The following is a 19,907-nucleotide window of genomic DNA, read 5'->3' as shown; positions in this document are numbered from 1 at the left end:
GAGAAAGACAGCTGCGAAAGTCCTGAGGACTTGCAGACCGGGGGTGTGAAATTTTCACACCCCCTGCTTTTGACAGTTGTGTTAACTTGAAGACAATCATATGGAAACGAAGGGAAGCGCTGCTATGCGGAATGAAATCTTGAAGATCTTGCGTGACAAGGCTCCGGAACCGGTTTCCGGAGAAGAACTGGCCAGGACCCTGGGCATTACCCGGACAGCCATCTGGAAGCACATCCAGGTCCTGAAGGAAGAGGGATACGGCATCGAAGCGTTTACGAAAAAGGGATATGTACTCACCAGCGTACCGGATAAGCTGCTGCCCTCGGAAATCGGAGAAAAGCTCCATACCCGGTTCCTGGGCCGTCACATCTGCTACGAAGAAAGTGTGGTCAGTTCCAATGAAGTGCTGAAGAAACTGGCGGAGCAGGGGGCTGCCGACGGCACTGTCTGCGTGGCTGAGGAACAGACCGGAGGCAAGGGCCGGCTGAGACGGGGCTGGTTCAGCCCCAAGGGCAAGGGACTGTGGTTCTCTGTACTGCTGAAACCTTCGTTCCTGCCCCAGGAAGCGCCCAAGATGACCCTGCTGGCCGCAGTGGCTGTGGTACAGGCCATCCGGGAAGTCTGTGGGGTAGAAGCCCAGATCAAGTGGCCCAATGACGTGCTGCTGGAAGGGAAGAAACTGGTGGGCATCCTGACAGAGATGAGTGCCGAATTCGGGCATATCAACTACCTGGTGTGCGGTACCGGCATCAATGTATGCGTCCCGAAGGAAATGGTCCCGGGGGACCTGCGGGCTTCGGCCATTTCCATTGCGGATGTGACCGGCGGCAAGGTGGACCGGGTGGCGCTCCTGGCCAGGGTGCTGGATTGCATGGAACTGTATTATGAGGAAGCCTGCCAAAATGGATTCGGGGCCGTTTTCGACCAGTGGAGAAAGTATTCCATCACCCTGGGGAAACAGGTGAAGGTGATCGCACCGGATAAGACCTATGTGGGTACGGCCGTGGATATCGACAGCATGGGGGCTCTGCAGGTCCGGAAGGAAGACGGTACTGTGGAAACGGTGCTGGCCGGGGATGTTTCCATCCGTCCGGCCCGGGGAAAGGGGAAATACGCATGACCCACACAAGAAATTTGATGGGAGCGGCTCTGTTTGCCGCTCTGATGATCGTCAGCTCCTATGTGACCATTCCCATTGGGCCGGTGCCCATTACCCTGCAGACGTTCATGGCCATGCTGGCCGGTTTTCTGCTGGGTCCGGCCTGGGGGACTGTCAGTGTTTTCGTCTGGCTGCTGCTGGGCTGCCTGGGGCTTCCGGTGTTCAACCAGGGCCAGTCGGGCATCGTGATGCTGGCCGGCCCTACGGGAGGTTTCCTGATCAGTTTCCTCCTTGTGGCCTTCCTGTCCGGCAAGATCAGCTATGGCAAAAGCGGGGACAGCCTGCTGAAGAATTTTGTCTATCTGGCCCTCACCATGGTGGTGTGCTACGCCGTAGGTGCCCTTGGGTTCAAACTGAGCTTTGCGTATTTCCTGCATAAACCCATGACCTGGGATAAGACACTGGCCCTGGCCGTCCTGCCCTTCCTGCCTCTGGACATCCTGAAAAGCTTCCTGGTGGCCTTCCTGGGCATCCGCATCCGGAGAGCGCTGAAAGCCGGGGGACTGTGGAAAGCGTAAGGAATCCTGCTGAATGGGAACCCAGTTTCTGCAGGTTCCTGTATTGACTTTATGGGGTTTTGCCCCTATAATAAAATCGTTTGTGACCCGGGCAAAGAGACCCTGGTAAGACGAGACCGGAAATTTTGGAGGTAACAAGACCATGTTGATGGTAATGGATGTTGGGAATACCAATATCGTAGTAGGGGTTCATGATGGAAACACCTGGCAGGCTCACTGGAGGATTTCCAGCAGCCGTTCCCGCACATCGGATGAATTCGGCATCATCCTGGGGAGCATGTTTGCCTACAGCGGCATGGATATGAAGGATATCGAGGATATCATCATTTCCACCGTTGTGCCGCCCCTGCTGGTACCCTTGTGCAATATGAGCAAACGGTATTTCGGGATCACTCCTTTTGTGGTGACCAGCGAAATCAATACAGGACTGAAGCTGGATTACGATGATCCTTCCCAGATCGGGGCGGATCGGATCGTGAATGCGGTGGCTGCCCATCATCTGTACGGCGATAAGGGCAACCTGATCATCATCGACTTCGGTACGGCCACTACCTTCTGTGCATTGCGCCCCGATGGGGAATACCTGGGCGGCGCCATTGCCCCGGGTATCGGGATTTCCACGGAAGCCCTGTTCCAGAAAGCAGCCAAACTGCCCCGGATCGAACTGATCAAACCGCCCAAGGCCATCTGCCGGGATACCATCCATGCCATGCGCAGCGGGGTGATCTTCGGGTTCGTAGGCCAGATGGACGGCCTGATCACCCGCATGAAAAAGGAACTGGACGGCCAGGCGTTTGTAGTGGCTACCGGCGGCTTCGGCAAGCTGATGGCTTCTGAATCCGAGCATGTGGATGTGGTGGAACCGTTCCTGACCCTGGAAGGTCTGCGGATCCTCTACAACATGAACCATCCCAAACACTATTAATCAGCTAAAAATGATGGGGAGCGGCCAGGCCGTCTCCCCGTTTTTTGTCTATAAGAAAGGAAACCATGCAGGAAAACATCTTTTCACAAAATCCAGTGGTCCTGGGCCCCATGGCCGGGGTCACCGACCTTCCCTTCCGTGTGATCTGCCGGGAACTGGGAGCCGATTATGTGGTTTCGGAAATGGTCAGTGCCAAAGCACTGCTTTTCAGGAATCCCAAGACTTTTGCCATGCTGGAAGTGGATCCCCGGGAGCATCCGGTGGCCATCCAACTGTTCGGATCCGTTCCCGGGGAACTGGCTCAGGGGGCGAAGATCGCAGCGGAGTATGGGGCCGATGGCATCGATTTCAACATGGGCTGCCCGGTGCATAAGATCGTGTCCAACGGAGAAGGGTCCGCCCTGATGAAGGATCCGGAACGGGCCTATGCCTGTCTTTGCGCCATGGTGGACGCTGTGGATCTGCCGGTGACCGTGAAATTCCGGGCCGGCTGGGATGATGAGCATAAAAATGCCGTGGAAATCGCCCGACTGGCGGAAAAGGCCGGGGTAGCGGCCGTGGCCGTCCATGGCCGGACCCGGGGTCAGTTTTATAGTGGGAAGGCTGACTGGGACATCATCCGGCAGGTGAAGGAAGCCGTTTCCATCCCGGTGATCGGCAACGGGGATGTGTTTACGGCCCGGGATGCCCTGGCCCTGCGGGAGGTCACCCACTGTGACGGCATCATGATTGCCAGGGGCGCCCAGGGCAATCCCTGGATCTTCCGGGAGGTGAAGGCAGCTCTTTCCGGGCAGCCCATCCCGGTGGTGACCCTGGAGGAACGGTTTGCCATGGTGCGACGGCACCTGCGGGATCTGATCGCCTTCAAGGGAGAAAAGGTGGCTGTCCGGGAAATGCGCAACCATGGAGCCCATTATTTCCACGGTCTGCCCCACAGCGCATTTTACCGCAATGCCATCAACCAGACGCTGACAAAAGAAGCATTGGAACAGGTATTGCAGGCTTATGAAGAAGAACTGAGCCAGGAAAAATAAACTGGTTTGATAACATCAAAAGGACCCGTCCTGGTCAGGGCGGGTCCTTTCCTTCGGCTAGAGACTAGTGACTAGAGACTTAGAAAAACGCATTCCGGCAAATGGTATCCATGATGTTCTCTTCCCACACATAATTGCCGCTGAATCTGCCGGCACTGCGTGGATCATCGTCTTCGGCCAGGGCTTCTCCGTTCATCATATACACGAAACCATCCTTTGTGCCGGGGACCAGGAACACTCCGGACAGCAGGCCGTAGGCTTCACCGGTGTGGCCCCACAGGTCCAGCTCATGGTCCTTCACCACCCGGCTGGTGGAAGTGCCGTAGATGGGGTAGAGGCCCAGGCCGTAGGCCAGGATGGTGCCTCCATAGGTGGAACCATTGGACGCTTTGGGGTCATAGGTCCATTGGGGCGTCATCATCTCTTTCAGCAGTCCCGGCCGGATGATCTGTTTCCCTTTGTATCGGCCGCCGTTCACCAGCATTTCCAGGGCATGCCCCAGTTCATCATAGCTGATCCGCAGCCCGCCCTGGGGAGAAAAGATGGTGGCGTTGGTGCCGGGTACATAGTCCTTCAGATCGTAGAACGCATCCAGCTCCCGGTGGTCCGGGTTCTGCACCTTTACCTGGTCTCTGGGCGGCTGTTTGCCCTGGTAGTCGTCGATCTGGGGAATCCAGGGGCCGTTCTCGTCCCATTTTCCGTGGCTGTTCTTCTGGTAGATCACGCCCAGGTCCCTGAATTCGCCTTTGGACAGGTTACCCGGGTTGTAGTCCGCCCGGATGCCCAGCTGTTTCAGGATGTGGCTCTTCTGGTATTTGTCGAACCGCTGTCCTGTGACTTTTTCGATGAGGGTGCCCAAAAGGCCGTAGTTGATGTTGGAGTACTTGAAGTATTTGCCCGGGGCCTGACCCAATGGAGCGAAGTGGTCGCCGTCCTCATAGAATTTCCCTTTTTCCGTGAAGAATTCCTGTACAGAGTCGGTCGGTGGGATGGCATACAGTTTGCCGTCCCGGAGGCTGGAGGTGTGGGAGAGCAGCATCCGCACTGTGATGGGAGTGTCCGGATAATGGGGGTTCCGCAGCGGGAAACCCAGCAGACCGCTTACATCCTCATCCAGGGTCAGTTTTCCTTCATCCACCAGCTGCATGATGGTGAAGGCGGTGAACATTTTGGATACGGAAGCGGCCCGGAATCGGGTTTTGCCGGTAATGGGCAGATCTTTCTGGCCGGGCTTTTCGGCAAAGTACCGGTGGCCGGCGAAATGGGTGTAGGCCTTTTTGCCGTTTTTATACACTTCCACCCCCAGTCCGGGCACGTGGGTGCCGTTATGGCCCACCATGGCATCCAGTTCCCGGGTCAGCTGCTTTCTGGCAGGACCGGGGATCCCCTTTTTCCCTTTGGCGGCCAGGCAGGCGGAAGGCAGCAGCAGGGCGGCACAGAGCCCCAGGACGGCAGCTTTCATGAATCTTCCTTTGTGCATGGGACAACCTCCTGAATTGTGAATTTTTTTTGCTATTTTTCATTATACCGATGAACAATTTACCCGTCAATATGTATACAAGATACTATATAATGTAAAAATGTGAGATAAATCGATTGACACAGAAAAAACTATCAAGTAAACTAGAATTGGTAACCGATGGAAATGCTGCTTCATTTTGTGTGGAACATCCGCCAATGTCCCAGGAAGCAAAGTGAGACCCAGCAACGGTATGAAACGGGAGTTTTATGCCTTGCTGGGCTTTTTTGTATCCTGGGATGGCATTTCCCAGGAATCAGTAAGGGAGGCAGACCAATGGAATTGACAAAATGGGTCGATCAGAACAAACAGGCCATGGTAGAAACACTGCAGCAGGCCGTCCGGATCAAGAGTGTCCGGGAAGACGCAAAACCGGGAAAACCTTTCGGGGACGGTCCGGCGAAATGCCTGGACTTCATGCTGGAGAAAGCGGCCGCTATGGGCTTCAGGACAGAAAACGTGGATCACTATATGGGCTGGTGTGAATATGGAGAAGGACCGGAAATGGTAGCCGTGCTGGGGCATCTGGATGTGGTGCCTGAAGGGGATGGCTGGGATCGGGATCCCTACAGCGGTGACTGTGACGGTACCAACGTATATGGTCGGGGCACAATGGATGACAAAGGCCCCACCACCGCTGCCCTGTATGCCCTGAAGGCTCTGAAGGACAGCGGGGTGCCTCTGAAACGGCGGATCCGCATCCTGTTCGGCACCAATGAGGAGACTGGCAGTGCCGATATGAAGCATTATCTGGAAAAAGGCGGGGAAATCCCGGTGTGCGGCTTCACCCCTGACGGAGAATACCCGGTGATCAACGGGGAAAAGGGTATCATCAATGTGACTTTCTCAAAGAAATATACCCAGGACGGTCCTGTCATCCTGAAGAGCCTGAAGGCAGGTTCGGCCTTCAATGTGGTACCGGCCCTGGCGGAAGCCATGGTGGCCTGCACACCGGCAGAAGCCACCCGTCTGCTGGAGGAAGTGGTGAAACCGGAATCCAAAGTCCAGTGGGAAGTGGTTCCGGAAGGGCTGAAAGTGGTGGCCCAGGGGGTACAGGCCCATGCGGCCCATCCGGAACAGGGTGAAAACGCTGCCGGCCGGCTGTTCAAGGCCCTGAACCAGCTGCCTTTCAGCGGGGAACTGAAGGATGCCCTGACCTTTCTGGCGGATAAAATCGGGCTGGAGGTTCACGGAGAATCCCTGGGCATCTGCCTGGAGGACGCCGATTCCGGCAAGCTCTCCTTCAACGTGGGGGTGGCGGAAGCCAATGAAACAGAACTGACTGTGAAGATCAACTACCGGTACCCGGTGACGAAACACTATGAGGACTGCGCCCCCAAACTGGATGCTGATTTTGCCGCGGCAGGCTTCACCAAGGTATCCGAGACACATAAGAAGGCACTGTATGTGGATCCCCGGACGCCCTACATCCAGACCCTGCTCCAGGTGTACGGCGAAATGACGGACTTCCAGCCCGGCACCCTGTGTATCGGCGGCGGCACCTATGCCAAGGCCATTCCCAATATCGTGGCCTTCGGACCCATTTTCCCGGGGGATGCCGTACGGGAACACCTGCCCAATGAATACTGGGAAATCGAAAAACTGGTACTGAATGCCCATATCTATGCAGAGGCGCTGTACCGGCTGGCCAAATAAGGAGGGACTGCCATGAAGATTACGAAAATCCGGCTGGGACGGATCTCCGTCCCCCTGCGGGTACCGTTCAAGACGGCCCTGCGTCAGGTGAACAGTGTGGAAGATGTGATCGTGGAAATCCACACGGACACCGGAGAGGTGGGCTTCGGGGAAGCGCCTCCCACCGGGGCCATTACCGGGGATACCACCGGTGCCATCATCGGAGCCTTTCAGGATCATATCAGCAAGACCCTGCTGGGCCGGGATGTGGACGATTTCGAGGACATCACCCGGGCGGTGCAGCAATGCATCGTGAAGAATACCAGTGCCAAGGCAGCCGCCGATATGGCCCTATGGGATCTGTATGGCAAAAAGTATGGCATCCCGGTGTACAAGATGCTGGGTGGTGCCCGCAACCAGATCGTCACGGACCTGACCATCAGTGTGAACCCTCCGGAGGAAATGGCTCGGGATGCCGTCAATGCCGTGCAGCGGGGGTATGATACCCTGAAGGTCAAGGTGGGGATCGACCCCTCCCTGGATGTGGCCCGGCTGGCTGCCATCCGGAAGGCTGTGGGACCGGACATCCGGATCCGCATCGATGCCAACCAGGCCTGGAGTCCGAAACAGGCGGTAAAACTGCTGAACCAGATGCAGGACAGGGGCCTGGATATCGAGCTGGTGGAACAGCCGGTGAAGGCCCACGACTTCGAGGGTCTGAAGTACGTGACGGAACGGTCCTACGTTCCGGTGCTGGCCGATGAAAGCGTATTCTCCGTGGAAGATGCTCTGAAGATCGTCCAGATGCAGGCAGCGGACCTGATCAACATCAAGCTGATGAAATGCGGCGGCCTGACCAACGCCCTGAAAATCGCCACACTGGCGGAGGTCTGCGGCGTGGAATGCATGATCGGCTGCATGCTGGAAGCCAAGGTCAGCGTCAATGCGGCCGTCCATCTGGCCTGTGCCCGGAAAATCATCACCAGGATCGACCTGGATGGGCCGGTGCTCTGCTCGGAAGATCCGGTGCAGGGCGGCGCCGTGTTCAACGAAAAACACATTACGGTCAGTGATGCGCCGGGACTGGGCATTACCGGCGTAGAAGGCATCCGGTATCTGGATGACTGACCTCCCGGATGGGGGAAAAGAAAGGGGCGATGAACGATGGTCATTATGATGTGACCCCAAAAAGTTAGACCTTAGTAACGAGATGGTTTTTACTGTCTCGTTACTTTTTTATGCTGCCTGCAAGGAAAGCCTATATTGAACAGGACTTTTCCAGCATAGTTTTTCCTTGATCCTTTGCTCGTTATAGTATTTAATGTATCGTTCGATAGCGTTTTTTAGTTCTTCGTAGCTGTAGTAGATTACTCCATAATACATTTCCTGCTTCATTAAGCCGAAGAAATTCTCCATTACAGCGTTATCATGACAGTTGCCCTTTCGAGACATGCTTTGAAAAATTCGTCCTTTTTTTAGATTCCTGGCATAGGCCTTCATTTGGTATGCCCAACCCTGATCGGAGTGAAACGTTCTTCGATACGGACAATCAGCAGTAATTTCGATTGCTTCAGCTTGAGCTTCCAGTATGCTTTCAGCCGAAGGACGTTTTGCTATTCCATAGCTGATGATTTCATCATTGAACATGTCCAGGAAAGGATCCAGATAAAGCTTGTGCAGGGTCAGATGTCCCTGTGGATCTACTTCATAGTATTTGAATTCTGAAGTGTCGGTTGTAATCTTCTGATGTGGGATATTCGTCTCAAAACGACGATGTATTCTATTGGGAGCAATGGTTCCTACCTTACCCTTATAGGAGCTGTATTTACGGCTTTTCCGGGTAAAGGATGTTACCTGAAGGCTCAGTTCCTGCATGATACGTTGAACTTTCTTCTTGTTCACGCAAAGCCCTTGATTCTTCAGCTCACCGGTCATGCGCCGATATCCATAATCTTTATGCTGGCTGCGGATTTCCTGTATTTTGTCCTCTACTTCCTGGTCTGGATTCACGCGGTCAAACCGTTTCTGCCAGTACATATAGGTCGCTTTAGGCATTTGAGTATAGGAGAGAAGGTCTTTCAATTTGAATGATCTTCGGAGACTGGAGATGATTTTCGCAACTCTCTCATTTTTGCTTCGTCCTCTAAACGCAGTCTCCTCAGTTCTTTTAAAAAAGCATTCTCTATACGGAGTTTAAGGAGTTCATCCTCTAACTCCTGGACATGTTCCACACTGATGTCGACCATCGGCTGCTGAACCTGGGGATCTGTTTTTTTGGTTTGAGATTTGTTCAAAGTTCTCTTCCTGCCTTTTTTATGTGGCCGTAACGCTTCCGGCCCCGCAATTTTAAATTCATTGACCCATCTGGAAATCATGGATGGATTATTGATTCCTACTTGAATTGCCAATTCCTGATACGAGATTTCGTTTGTTAAGTAAGACTCTACCACAGAAAGTTTTTCTTTGAAAGAGTATATTTTTTGAGAGCGGGATCTCTTCAGTCCATTATCACCAAATGCCTTGTAAGCAGCAACCCACTTTAGCAGCTGGCTGCTACTTGCCATCCCATATTTACGTGAAATAGAAATACACCCTTCGTCACTGTTCAAGTATTCCAGTACTATTTTTTTCTTAAATTCATAGTTGTGTTTTGCCATAAAAAACTGACCCCCAATTGTTAGATTTTTGGTCTAACAATTGGGGGTCAGCTCATTACCAACGGCTTTACTTACATTGCGTTTCTGATGTTTCTGGCAGGGGGCCTGCTGGCCCTGGAAAAATATACCAAGTGGAAGATCTTCAACCTGGTTCCACCTCTGGTGTGGATCTATGTGCTGAACATGGTGTTCTGCACCATGGGACTGTACCATTCCAAGGAAGTGTCTGCTGCGTATAAGGCACTGAAGAACAATCTGCTGTACGCCATGATCTTTGTCATGCTGCTGCGCTGCGACTTCCGGAAACTGGCCAAACTGGGCGGCCGGATGGTGGCGATCTTCCTGGGCTGTTCCGTCACCCTGTTCGTGGGCTTCGTCGTCGGGTATCCCATTTTCAAGGGATTCCTGGGCAATGATACCTGGGGTGCCGTGGCCGCTCTGTATGCCTCCTGGGTAGGGGGTTCAGCCAATATGGCAGCTATGCAGGCGGCACTGCCGGTGGATGCCGGTGCCTACAGCTGCGCCCTGGCTCTGGATACAGTGTGTTATTCCGTGTGGATCGCCCTGCTGCTGCTCATGGTGAAATACGCACCCAAATGGAACAATGCGGTGAAGGCCGATACCTCCAAACTGCAGGCTGTGGCAGATGCGGCTGCTGCTGAAGTGGCCAAGGAAAAGAAAAAGGCTACCGCAGCTGACTGGATCTTCCTGATCGGTATTTCCCTGCTGGTATCCGCCATCAGCCAGAGCGTGGGGGCTTCCCTGAATGCTTCTCTGAAGGCGGTGGGCCTGGGTATGTTCGATAAGGGCACCATGACTACCGTATTCGTCACGGTACTGGGCCTTATCTGCGCCATGAGCCCGCTGGGCAAGGTACCGGCCGTGGAGGAACTGTCCAGCGTGTACCTGTACGCTGTCGTTTCCCTGCTGGCGTCCACGGCTTCCGTCATGGACCTTCTGAGTGCGCCCATGTGGGTGGTCTACGGGTTCTTCATCCTGGCGGTGCACGTGATCCTCATGTATGTGCTCAGCAAGCTGTTCCACTGGGATCTGTGCATGGTGTCCACGGCGTCCCTGGCCAACATCGGCGGGGCAGCCTCGGCACCCATCGTGGCTTCGGCCTACAACGAATCCTATGCGGGCATCGGGGTACTGATGGGGGTGCTGGGCGCCGCCGTGGGGAATTTCGCCGGGCTGATCTGCGGCTATGTTTTGAAGTTGATGGCCTGAGGGACGTAAAGGGGGCAGCATGGAAACCACATCCAGTCTGGAACAAGTGAAAAAACGGATCGCATCCCTGTGCCGGCAGAGAGCCGGTACAGTGGCAGTGGATTTCTATGATGAAACCATCGGGCACGGGTTCTCTTTTGGGGGGACCCGTGCCGTTCCGTCTGCCAGTACCATCAAGGTATTGATCCTGGCGGAACTGCTGCGCCAGGTGGAACAGGGACTGCTTTCCCTGGAACAGCCGGTGACCATCCGGAAGGAGGATTATACCGGGGGAGATGGCATCCTGAAGGAACTGGAACCGGGGCATGTCTTTACATTGAAGGAACTGGCTACTCTGATGATCATCGTCAGCGACAATCTGGCCACCAACCGGATCATCGGTCTGGTGGGGATGGAAAATGTCAATGCGCTGGGCAAGGAACTGGGGCTCCAGGCAGCTCGCCTGGGCCGCAGGATGATGGACAGCGATGCTTTGGCACGGGGCATGGACAACTGGATTTCGGCAGGCGACATGGGAAAGCTGTTGCGGAAAATCTACGAAGGTACGCTGGTGAGCCAGCGGGCCAGCAAGCTCATGCTGGACATCCTGAAACGGCAGCAGCAGGGGGAACGGCTGCAGCGGTACCTGCCGGAGACTGTGCCTCTGGCCCACAAATGCGGGGATCTGGACGGCGTGGAGAATGACGGCGGCATCTTTTTGCTGCCGGACCATCCCTACATCCTGGTGGTACTCACCAGCCATATGCCGGACAACCGCAGCGGCCGGGAAACCATCGGACGGATTTCCCGGTGGGTGTGGGAGACTATGACAGGTGGTTGAAAGGGATATGGATCCTGATATTCGTTTTCTCCATGGAGAAGTGGTGGTAAAATAAAGAGAGCTTTTGCATTCCCAGGCAGGAGAGGGACAGGCCCATCCTGAGACAGGGGAATGGGGCGAAATGGAGTGCCCCTCTGAGCTGTCTGCATTTGATACCGAAGGAGAAACAGGAACATGGATCAACGAACTCTTTATATTACGGGAGAAGCCCGGACCAATATGGACAATGCCATCACCAGGATTTACGGCGTGTTCTACATGGCGTTCGAGGTGGTGGAACAGACCGGAGAAATCGTGGAGGTGGACAGCAATGCCACCATGGAACTGACCCGGAACTTCATCCGGAAACTGTTCCTGAAACATGATATGGTCCGGGATTCCGCGTTCCTGGAGCAGGAAGTGACCAGCCGGTATTTCGGCTCCTCCGGCAAGGCCATCCTGGCTGCCTACCGGGACGCCCGGCAGCATTACCGGCAGATCGTGGAAAAAGGATGAGGACACGGTACTTCTTTACCTTACTAAAGTTCGGAAATAGATTGTACAATTGATTATAATCAACCTTTTATTGTAAAATTATTGGACACAAACAGTTAAAATCGAACGTTTATAAAAACTAACAAGAAAATAATTCGAAAAAAGCCGTTTTTCCTCTAGGCAGATGGAATCCTTTGTGCTATAATAAGGCACGTAAACAAGGATACGGGTTTTGGAAAGGTTCCATCAACCAAGCCAGGTATTCAAAAGAGTAAAGAGTTATAGAGGGGAAAGGGGATTTCAATTATGTACGAAAAAGATTTACTGTACGTCATTAAACCCAGTCAATTGACACCGGATACGTTACAGGTTCTGCTGGCACAACATCCTGAAATCAAATTCGTGTCCTTCATGGGCATCGACTTCGCCGGGAATGATACGGATGAAAAAGTTCCCATTTCTGCCCTGCTGGACGACATGGATACCATGCTGTACCATCACACCGCTCAGACCGACGGTTCTTCCGTGGTACTGCCCGGCGTCGCTTCTCTGAACGATGCCCGTGTGGATATGGTGGCCGATCTGTCCGTGAACTGGTTCGTGGATTACAACCTGGAACATGTGGATCCGGAAACCGGCAAACTGGTTGGTACCCTGCGGGTTCCCTGCTTCCTGAAACATAATGGAGAATTCGTGGATTCCCGGTATCTGCTGAAGAAGACCCTGGAATACGTTGCCGATGAAACCCTGAAAGCCATGAAAGCAGAAGGGAAAGTCCCCGGACTGGCATTTGCTGCCGACGATGTGGAAAAAATCACCTTCACCAGTGCAACGGAACTGGAATTCTGGGTCAAGACTCCGACGGAAAATGTTTCCACCGAGGCTCTGTCCTCTTCCCAGATCATGCAGGAACAATACTGGGCTCGTACCCGTGGCAATGTCCGTACCGCTCTGGAACAGGCTGTTGCAGTGCTGGGCTACTATGGCCTGGAACCTGAAATGGGGCATAAAGAAGTGGGCGGCGTCCGTGGCCAGCTGGATGCCAACGGCAATATGACCCATGTCAATGAACAGCTGGAAATCGACTGGAAATATTCCAATGGCCTGCAGGCTGCGGATAACGAAATCCTGGTCCGCACCGTGGTCAAGGAAATTTTCCGTGCCAACGGCCTGGAAGTTTCCTTCCTGGCAAAACCCATTGTGGGCGTAGCCGGCAGTGGCGAACATACCCACGTGGGTATGGGCTGTATTACCAAAGACGGCAAGTTCTACAACCTGTTCAGCCCGGCTGATATGACGAAAGACTTTCTGTCCGCTGTAGGGTACGGCGCTCTGATGGGCATCCTGAAAAACTATGAAGTGCTGAACCCCATTGTTTCCTGCACCACCGATGCCTTCAAACGTCTGAAACCCGGGTTCGAAGCTCCGATCTGCATCGTGACTTCTCTGGGCAAGGCTCCGGACATCCCCTCCCGGAACCGTACCATCCTGGCCGGCCTGATCCGCGACCTGGACAACCCGAAAGCCACTCGTTTCGAAATGCGTGCCCCCAACCCCTTCACCAATACCTACATGGCTCTGGCTGGCTTCTATATGGCCGCTCTGGACGGCATTAAGGCTGCTCTGGGTTCCGGCAAGAGCACCGATGGACTGTGTGCTGAACTGTCCAAGAAGGCCGGCGAAGAAGGTTTCTATCTGGAAAAAGACCGTGAATATCGTTCTGAAAACGATGTATTCGAAGATTACTCCGATGAGGAACGGGATGCATATTTTGGCAAACCGCCTGCGACCGTATGGGAAAACTGCAAAGCCTTCGATGCCTATCCTGACAAGGTTGCCGTGCTGACTCAGGGAGACATCATCAAACCGGTGTACCTGAAATCCTTTGAAACGGGCGCTCTGATCCGGTGGCAGACCGAACTGCTGAAACACATCATTCCTGATTACAGAGCCAAGATCGTTGCCATGAAGCCGGTGGCCAGCGAAAGCAGCACTGCCTGGGACGATGGCATGTGGCAGAGAGTGCAGGAACTGCGTGTCCTGATCGCCAAAGACACGGATACCAGCACCAGCCTGTTCACCCAGATCGGCAAAGCCTTTGCTGACGGGGACTTCGATAAAGCCTCCGATCTGCAGAAAACCCTGGATGCCAAGATGGAAGAACTGGAAGGCCTGTACAGCGATTACAAGAACAACATCCTGTAAAAGGATCATGGCAAAAAAGGAGGCAGCCGCACAGTGCGTCACAAGACCTATGGTCTCCTGCTGACGCTCCTGCTCCTTCTGCTGATGCCCCTGACCGTGAAAGCCGCCACTGTAAAACCAGTGGCGGTTTTGGGGTCCAAGGGTCAAAAGGTGGAAGAAGTACAAGCTATGTTGTCCAAACTGAATTATTATGACGGCGATATAGATGGAGAGTACGGAACAGGGACACAGATTGCAGTCAAGAAATTCCAGAAGAAGAATCGGAAACCCCAGACCGGGCAGGTTACCTGGTCGATCTACAATTTAATGAGCAAACAGAGCGGACTGGATTTCGGCCGGTTCCGGAAAATCTGGACCATGGAAAGCACCGGGTACAGTCCCCAGGATCCAGGTGTGACGGGAATCACCTATTCAGGAATCCCCATGCGAAGGGGCGTGGTGGCCGTGGATCCGGTTCTGATCCCTCTGGGTACAAGAATGTATATAATGGGCTATGGCGAAGGATATGCCTGCGATATCGGTTCGGCGATCAAGGGCAATAAAATCGACCTGGCATTTGATAACCGCGGACAGGCGCTTGAATGGGGCCGTCGGCGGGTACGTGTGTACATTCTGTGATTTTGCGGTATAATAAATCCATAGAATACGGCAGGGACGCTGGAAAGCGCCCCTTTTTAAAGGAGTGAAAACCTTGCTGACAGCAAAAGAAATCCCGGGCTGGATGGAGCGGAAATTTGAAGAGAATACCTTCATGAAGCTGGCGGATGTGAAACTGGAAAAAGTGACCTGCGGGTATTGTGAACTGAGCATGGATGCGGATCCGGAACACAAACATGGGAACCGGTATGGTGTAATCCACGGCGGTGCCCTGTTCACCCTGGCGGATACGGCCATGGGGGCAGTGGGGTACAGCATCGGCTGTAAGGTGGTAACGCTCTCCAGTTCCATCAACTTCATCAGCAATACCAGCGCCAAGGAAAAAGTCTGGGCCAAAGCCTCCCTGATCCACGCAGGCCGTTCCACGGTGGTCACCCGGGTGATGATCTATGATCATACCGGGAAGGAAATGGCGGATGTGACGGGGACCATGTTTGTCATCGGCCATTTTGACGAAATCCCCAAAAAGTGGTAAAATAAGCCTGCATTTAGGCTTCAAAACGTGAGCAATAACGATAAAACAGGAGGAACCTTATGGATTTCGCATTAACCGAAGAGCAATTGGAACTGCAGGCAATGGTTAAAGATTTCGTCGACAAGGAAATCGTACCTTATACCGAAGAAATGGACCGGGAAAACCATGCCAGACCGGAAATCTTCAAAAAGGCCGGTGACATGGGCCTGCTGAATCTGGTGGTTCCTGAAGAATACGGTGGTCCTGGACTGGACAGCATCACCATCGCTACCATTTATGAAGAACTGGGCAAGGGCTGCGCCGGTATCGCAACGTCCATTGCGGCCAATGCCCTGGCTTCCTATCCCATCCTGATCGCCGGCAATGACGAACAGAAGAAATACCAGTGCGACCTGCTGAACGACGGCAAACTGGCTGCCTTCGCACTGACCGAACCGGGGGCCGGTTCCGATGCCGGTGCCGTTTCCACCAAGGCTGTGAAAGAGGGCGATCACTATGTGCTGAACGGGAACAAAGTGTTCATCACCAACGGTGGCATCGCTGACAGCTTCCTGATTTTCGCCAATACCCGGAAAACCGGTGGCATCCGCGGGCTGACGGCTTTCATCGTACCGAAAGGCACGCCCGGTTTCTCGGTAGGCCGCAAGGAAGACAAAATGGGGATCCGTCCCTCCAACACCTGCGAACTGATCCTGGAAGACGTGGTGGTTCCGGAAACCATGCGGGTCGGCCGTGAAGGCCAGGGCTTCCGCATTGCCATGAACACCCTGGATAGCGCCCGTCCGTTTGTGGCGGCGGTAGCCGTAGGTCTGGCACAATCCTGCCTGGATATCGCTTCTCATTATGCCCGGGAACGGAGACAGTTTGGCCAGCCCATTGCTTCCTTCCAGATGGTCCAGGCCATGATCGCTGATATGGCCATGAAGGTGGAAACCGCTCGTCTGATGGTCCATAAAGCCTGCTGGATGCGTGACCAGGGCGTGGAATTCGGCAAGGAAGCAGCCATGAGCAAATGCTTTGCTTCTGATGTGGCCATGGAAGTGGCTACGGATGCGGTGCAGATCATGGGCGGCTATGGGTATATGAAAGATTATCCCATGGAAAAGAAGATGCGGGATGCCAAGATCCTGCAAATCTACGAAGGCACCAACCAGATCCAACGGATGGTCATCGCCAACAAAATCCTGTATTGAAAACAGAAAATTGCCGCCGGTGGGCGGCAATTTTTTTATCTGGTTGTCAATTGTCCGAAAATATCATATAATGAACTGTGTATACAATGCTGGCTCCGGGGTGATGGAGGGGCCAAGAGTGGATATAGGAGAGGAAAACAATATGATCAGTGCCGGATTGTTAGCGGAAGCGAAAGAAACAGTAAGAGATTTGAGCGTTCGTGAATTGATTGAAGAAGCCGTCCGTAACGGAGAGGGGACTTTTTCTGATCGGGGCGCCCTGCGGGTGACCACCGGTACCCATACGGGCCGTTCTCCCAAAGACAAATTCATCGTTGACACGCCGCTTACCCATGATGTGGTGAACTGGGACAACAACCAGCCCTGCAGCCAGGAAACCTTCGATAAGCTGTATGCCAAATGCGAAGCCTATATCAAGGAACACAAAGTCTATGTAAAGAACGTAAAGGCCGGGGCTGACCCCAAATACCAGATCCGGGTGAAGTTCATCAATGAAAAAGCCTGGCAGACTCTGTTTGTCAGCCAGCTGTTCATCAAGACCGATGAACCCAGCACCGTCCAGGAAGATTTCACGGTGATTTCCCTGCCCAGTGTGGAAGCGGACCCCGCTGTGGATGGCACCCATTCTGAAACTTTCATCATCCTGAACTTCGACAAGAAGGTGGTCCTGATCGGCGGCGGCCTGTACGCCGGCGAATTGAAGAAATCCATTTTCTCCGTGATGAACTATCTGCTGCCGCTGCAGGACATCCTGACCATGCACTGCTCCTGCAACGAAGGCCCCAGAGGGGACGTGGCCCTGTTCTTTGGCCTGTCCGGTACCGGCAAGACCACCCTGTCTGCGGATCCCCACCGGAGCCTGATCGGAGACGATGAACACGGCTGGGGCGACAATGGTGTGTTCAACATCGAAGGGGGTTGCTATGCCAAGTGCATCGACCTGACGGAAGACAGCCAGCCGGAAATTTACAATGCCGTGAAATTCGGTGCCGTCATGGAAAACGTGGTGGTGGACCCCAAGAATGGAGTTCCCGATTTCTCCGACAGCAGCATTACGGAAAACACCCGTGTGGCCTATCCGCTGAACTATATTCCCAATGCCAAACTGCCCAGCATTGCCGGCCATCCGAAGAACATTATCTTCCTGACCGCCGATGCGTTCGGTGTGCTGCCTCCCATCTCCAAACTGACCAAGGAACAGGCCATGTACCATTACCTGACCGGGTATACCAGCAAGGTGGCCGGTACGGAACGGGGCATTACGGAACCCCAGGCCACGTTCTCCACGGCTTTCGGGGCACCGTTCCTGCCCCTGCAGCCCCTGACCTATGCCAAGCTGCTGGGCGAACGGATTGCCAAGCATGAGACCAATGTATACCTGGTGAACACCGGGTGGAGCGGCGGCCCCTACGGTGTGGGCAGCCGGATGAAACTGGCTTATACCCGTGCCATGATCCATGCGGCACTGGACGGAGAACTGGGCAAGGAAGGGTGGACCACCATGCCTCTGTTCGGGGTTTCCATCCCCAAATCCTGCCCCAATGTCCCCAGCAATGTGCTGAATCCCAGAAGCACCTGGGAAGACAAGGCAGCCTATGATGAAACGGCTCGCAAACTGGCCCGGCTGTTCCAGGAAAACTTCAAGAAATTCCAGGGGAAGGTCACGGAAGACATCGCTTCCGCCGGCCCGGTTGTGGACTAACAGAATCAGAAACGAAACGGGACTGTCCGGTGCGGCAGTCCCGTTTTTATGCTATAATAAGATATTGCGAATGATGAGCGAGAGGGGTGTAACAATGGCAGTTGTATATTGTCCGGATGAAGCGGCCACTGAGGCGCTGGGACGGCGTCTGGGCCGGCTTTGCCGGGATGGGGATGTATTCCTTCTGAACGGGGACCTGGGTACCGGAAAGACCTGCCTGGTGACGGCGGCCGCTACGGCCATGGGCGTGGATCCCAAAGAGGTCACTTCGCCGACGTTTTCCCTGATGAATGTATATCACGGGAAAGAGCTGAACATCAAACATTTTGATCTGTATCGGATCAACTGGCCGGAAGAACTGGAAGACATCGGTTTTTCTGAATATGCCGGCGGGGAGGGAGTCACATTCATCGAATGGGCGGAGCTCTTTCCCGATACCATGCCGGAAGAGAATCTGGAACTGAAATTCTCCCGCAAGGGGGAGGGACGGGAAGTGGAATTCCTGCCCCACGGAAAACGCTATGAAGCGTTGGCTGCGGCTCTCCTGAAGGAGTCCGGCCAGGAAGGATAAAACGTGCTGACATTAGGAATGGATACGGCAACCCGGGTGTGCTCGGTGGCCGTCTGCAAGGATGAAAAAATCCTGGGCAGCCTGGATATCAATGTGGGGCTGACCCACTCCGAGGGACTGGTTCCCCAGCTGGAGACCCTGCTGAAGCTGGCCCGGGTGACGAAAGAGGAACTGGATCTGATTGCCGTGAGCCGGGGGCCCGGTTCTTTCACCGGTCTGCGCATTGGCATGGCCACTGCGGAAGCCATGGCCTATGCACTGGATAAACCCCTGGTGGCAGTGGATACCCTGAAGGCCATCGCCTATAACCTGCCGGTGTCCGGGGTGCGCCTGACACCTGTTCTGGACGCCCAGAAGGGTAACCTGTATGTGGGCAGCTATGCCTGGAAGCATGGAGAACTGGTGGAACTGGCGCCTGTGGAGATCTTGGCAGGCAAGGAACTGGCTGCCAGACTGGAAGCAGGGGATGTTCCGGCCATCCTTATGGGGGAATGCCATCGGGTGCCTCTGGCCGGGACTGAAACGAAGGTATTCGCGGCGCCGGAAAGCGCTCGGCTGCCCCGGGGGTCTTCCGTGGCCATCCTGGGAGCCGGACAGTTCGATCCGGAAGCGGACAGACATGCCTATTTCGGCATGGATCCCTTCTATATCCAGCGGTCAGAAGCGGAGGAATTATGGGAAAAGAGACATCCCCAGGGACGGTGAGAGCCCTGGTGGAAGGCGATCTGGACTGGCTGATGCCCATGGATGCCGGTTCCTTTGCAGAAGCCTGGGAGGAAGCTGCCTGGCGCAATGAACTGGGAAGCCGGCTGGGCCATTACATCGCCCTGGAGCAGGACGGAGTGCCGGTGGCCTTTGGCGGATTTTGGCTGGTTGCCGGAGAAGCCCAGGTCATGCGGCTGGCCGTGGATCCCGGGCGGCGGGGAGAGAAGCTTGGGCTGCGCCTTCTGGAAGCCATGCAGGAGGAAGCCCGGCGCCTGGACGCCTTTGAGATGACCCTGGAAGTGCGGGAGAGCAACATCCCTGCCCGGCGCACCTACGACCATGTGGGATTTGCGGAATGCGGCCGGCGGGAAGGCTATTACGGAGACAACGGGGAAGCAGCCATTTTGATGCGCTGCGACCTTTGAGAC

General features: G+C 54.5%; 20 protein-coding genes. 17 read left to right on the top strand and 3 right to left on the bottom strand.

Translation table 11 applies throughout. The features are described from left to right. Positions 1–124: 124 nt before the first annotated feature. From BQ5462_RS09820 to dusB, 4 genes are all read left to right on the top strand, one after another. Positions 125–1,120, top strand: a complete 996-nt coding sequence (locus BQ5462_RS09820; protein WP_071143133.1) for a biotin--[acetyl-CoA-carboxylase] ligase — start codon at positions 125–127, stop codon at positions 1,118–1,120. Then, a complete protein-coding gene (locus BQ5462_RS09815; RefSeq protein ID WP_071143132.1) occupies positions 1,117–1,677 on the top strand; it encodes a biotin transporter BioY in 561 nt (186 codons plus the stop codon). Before BQ5462_RS09820 ends, BQ5462_RS09815 begins: the two co-directional genes overlap by 4 nt. A gap of 142 nt (positions 1,678–1,819) precedes the next feature. After that, positions 1,820–2,602 carry a type III pantothenate kinase gene (locus BQ5462_RS09810; RefSeq protein ID WP_071143131.1) on the top strand — a complete coding sequence of 261 codons (783 nt, stop codon included), beginning with the start codon at positions 1,820–1,822 and terminating at the stop codon, positions 2,600–2,602. Positions 2,603–2,667: 65 nt separating this feature from the next. After that, a complete protein-coding gene (gene dusB, locus BQ5462_RS09805) occupies positions 2,668–3,636 on the top strand; it encodes a tRNA dihydrouridine synthase DusB (protein WP_071143130.1) in 969 nt (322 codons plus the stop codon). 79 nt (positions 3,637–3,715) lie between these two features. On the opposite strand, the gene BQ5462_RS09800 is transcribed toward dusB, so the two are convergent. Next, complete coding sequence (locus BQ5462_RS09800; protein ID WP_205407956.1) at positions 3,716–5,116, bottom strand: serine hydrolase domain-containing protein; 1,401 nt, start codon at positions 5,114–5,116, stop codon at positions 3,716–3,718. Positions 5,117–5,431: 315 nt separating this feature from the next. On the opposite strand from BQ5462_RS09800, the gene pepV reads away from it, so the two are divergent. Beyond that, complete coding sequence (pepV, locus tag BQ5462_RS09795; protein WP_071143129.1) at positions 5,432–6,811, top strand: dipeptidase PepV; 1,380 nt, start codon at positions 5,432–5,434, stop codon at positions 6,809–6,811. Between the two features lie 12 nt (positions 6,812–6,823). Further along, positions 6,824–7,918 (top strand): dipeptide epimerase, encoded by a 1,095-nt coding sequence (locus BQ5462_RS09790; RefSeq protein ID WP_071143128.1) that lies wholly within the window; start codon positions 6,824–6,826, stop codon positions 7,916–7,918. Positions 7,919–8,026: 108 nt separating this feature from the next. Here BQ5462_RS09790 and BQ5462_RS11745 read toward each other — a convergent pair whose 3' ends face one another. Both BQ5462_RS11745 and BQ5462_RS11740 read right to left on the bottom strand, forming a co-directional pair. Continuing rightward, the gene (locus BQ5462_RS11745) at positions 8,027–8,899 is read right to left on the bottom strand and encodes an IS3 family transposase (protein WP_407923321.1); all 873 of its coding nucleotides are present in this window, start codon (positions 8,897–8,899) and stop codon (positions 8,027–8,029) included. Continuing rightward, positions 8,869–9,447: a helix-turn-helix domain-containing protein gene (locus tag BQ5462_RS11740; protein ID WP_071141679.1), complete on the bottom strand. Its 579-nt coding sequence runs from the start codon at positions 9,445–9,447 to the stop codon at positions 8,869–8,871. The genes BQ5462_RS11745 and BQ5462_RS11740 overlap by 31 nt, the downstream gene beginning before the upstream one ends. Before the next feature lie 87 nt (positions 9,448–9,534). Here BQ5462_RS11740 and BQ5462_RS09775 point away from each other — a divergent pair, with 87 nt between their 5' ends. From BQ5462_RS09775 to rimI, 11 genes are all read left to right on the top strand, one after another. Beyond that, entirely contained in the window at positions 9,535–10,677 is a 1,143-nt protein-coding gene (locus BQ5462_RS09775; RefSeq protein WP_071143127.1) for a DUF819 family protein, read from the top strand. Positions 10,678–10,696: 19 nt separating this feature from the next. Further along, the gene (locus BQ5462_RS09770; protein ID WP_071143126.1) at positions 10,697–11,497 is read left to right on the top strand and encodes a serine hydrolase; all 801 of its coding nucleotides are present in this window, start codon (positions 10,697–10,699) and stop codon (positions 11,495–11,497) included. A gap of 174 nt (positions 11,498–11,671) precedes the next feature. After that, positions 11,672–11,992, top strand: a complete 321-nt coding sequence (locus BQ5462_RS09765; RefSeq protein WP_071143125.1) for a DUF3870 domain-containing protein — start codon at positions 11,672–11,674, stop codon at positions 11,990–11,992. A gap of 285 nt (positions 11,993–12,277) precedes the next feature. Continuing rightward, positions 12,278–14,176 (top strand): type I glutamate--ammonia ligase, encoded by a 1,899-nt coding sequence (locus BQ5462_RS09760; protein WP_071143124.1) that lies wholly within the window; start codon positions 12,278–12,280, stop codon positions 14,174–14,176. A 33-nt stretch (positions 14,177–14,209) separates the two neighbouring features. After that, positions 14,210–14,794, top strand: coding sequence for a 3D domain-containing protein (locus BQ5462_RS09755; RefSeq protein WP_071143123.1), 585 nt, complete (start codon positions 14,210–14,212; stop codon positions 14,792–14,794). Between the two features lie 73 nt (positions 14,795–14,867). Further along, positions 14,868–15,308 carry a PaaI family thioesterase gene (locus tag BQ5462_RS09750; RefSeq protein WP_205407955.1) on the top strand — a complete coding sequence of 147 codons (441 nt, stop codon included), beginning with the start codon at positions 14,868–14,870 and terminating at the stop codon, positions 15,306–15,308. Positions 15,309–15,367: 59 nt separating this feature from the next. Beyond that, a complete protein-coding gene (locus tag BQ5462_RS09745; protein WP_071143122.1) occupies positions 15,368–16,501 on the top strand; it encodes an acyl-CoA dehydrogenase family protein in 1,134 nt (377 codons plus the stop codon). A gap of 142 nt (positions 16,502–16,643) precedes the next feature. Next, a complete protein-coding gene (gene pckA / locus BQ5462_RS09740) occupies positions 16,644–18,203 on the top strand; it encodes a phosphoenolpyruvate carboxykinase (ATP) (protein WP_071143121.1) in 1,560 nt (519 codons plus the stop codon). Between the two features lie 94 nt (positions 18,204–18,297). Then, positions 18,298–18,774 carry a tRNA (adenosine(37)-N6)-threonylcarbamoyltransferase complex ATPase subunit type 1 TsaE gene (gene tsaE, locus BQ5462_RS09735; protein ID WP_071143120.1) on the top strand — a complete coding sequence of 159 codons (477 nt, stop codon included), beginning with the start codon at positions 18,298–18,300 and terminating at the stop codon, positions 18,772–18,774. Between the two features lie 3 nt (positions 18,775–18,777). After that, positions 18,778–19,479 (top strand): tRNA (adenosine(37)-N6)-threonylcarbamoyltransferase complex dimerization subunit type 1 TsaB, encoded by a 702-nt coding sequence (tsaB, locus tag BQ5462_RS09730; RefSeq protein WP_071143119.1) that lies wholly within the window; start codon positions 18,778–18,780, stop codon positions 19,477–19,479. Further along, the gene (rimI, locus tag BQ5462_RS09725) at positions 19,449–19,904 is read left to right on the top strand and encodes a ribosomal protein S18-alanine N-acetyltransferase (RefSeq protein ID WP_071143118.1); all 456 of its coding nucleotides are present in this window, start codon (positions 19,449–19,451) and stop codon (positions 19,902–19,904) included. The genes tsaB and rimI overlap by 31 nt, the downstream gene beginning before the upstream one ends. The last annotated feature ends 3 nt before the right edge of the window (positions 19,905–19,907 follow it).

It is taken from the genome of Acidaminococcus timonensis, from assembly GCF_900106585.1.
In the GTDB taxonomy this organism is placed as follows: domain Bacteria; phylum Bacillota; class Negativicutes; order Acidaminococcales; family Acidaminococcaceae; genus Acidaminococcus; species Acidaminococcus timonensis.
The sequence above is the reverse complement of the archived record's forward strand: the minus strand, read 5'-3'. Positions and strand labels throughout refer to the sequence as shown.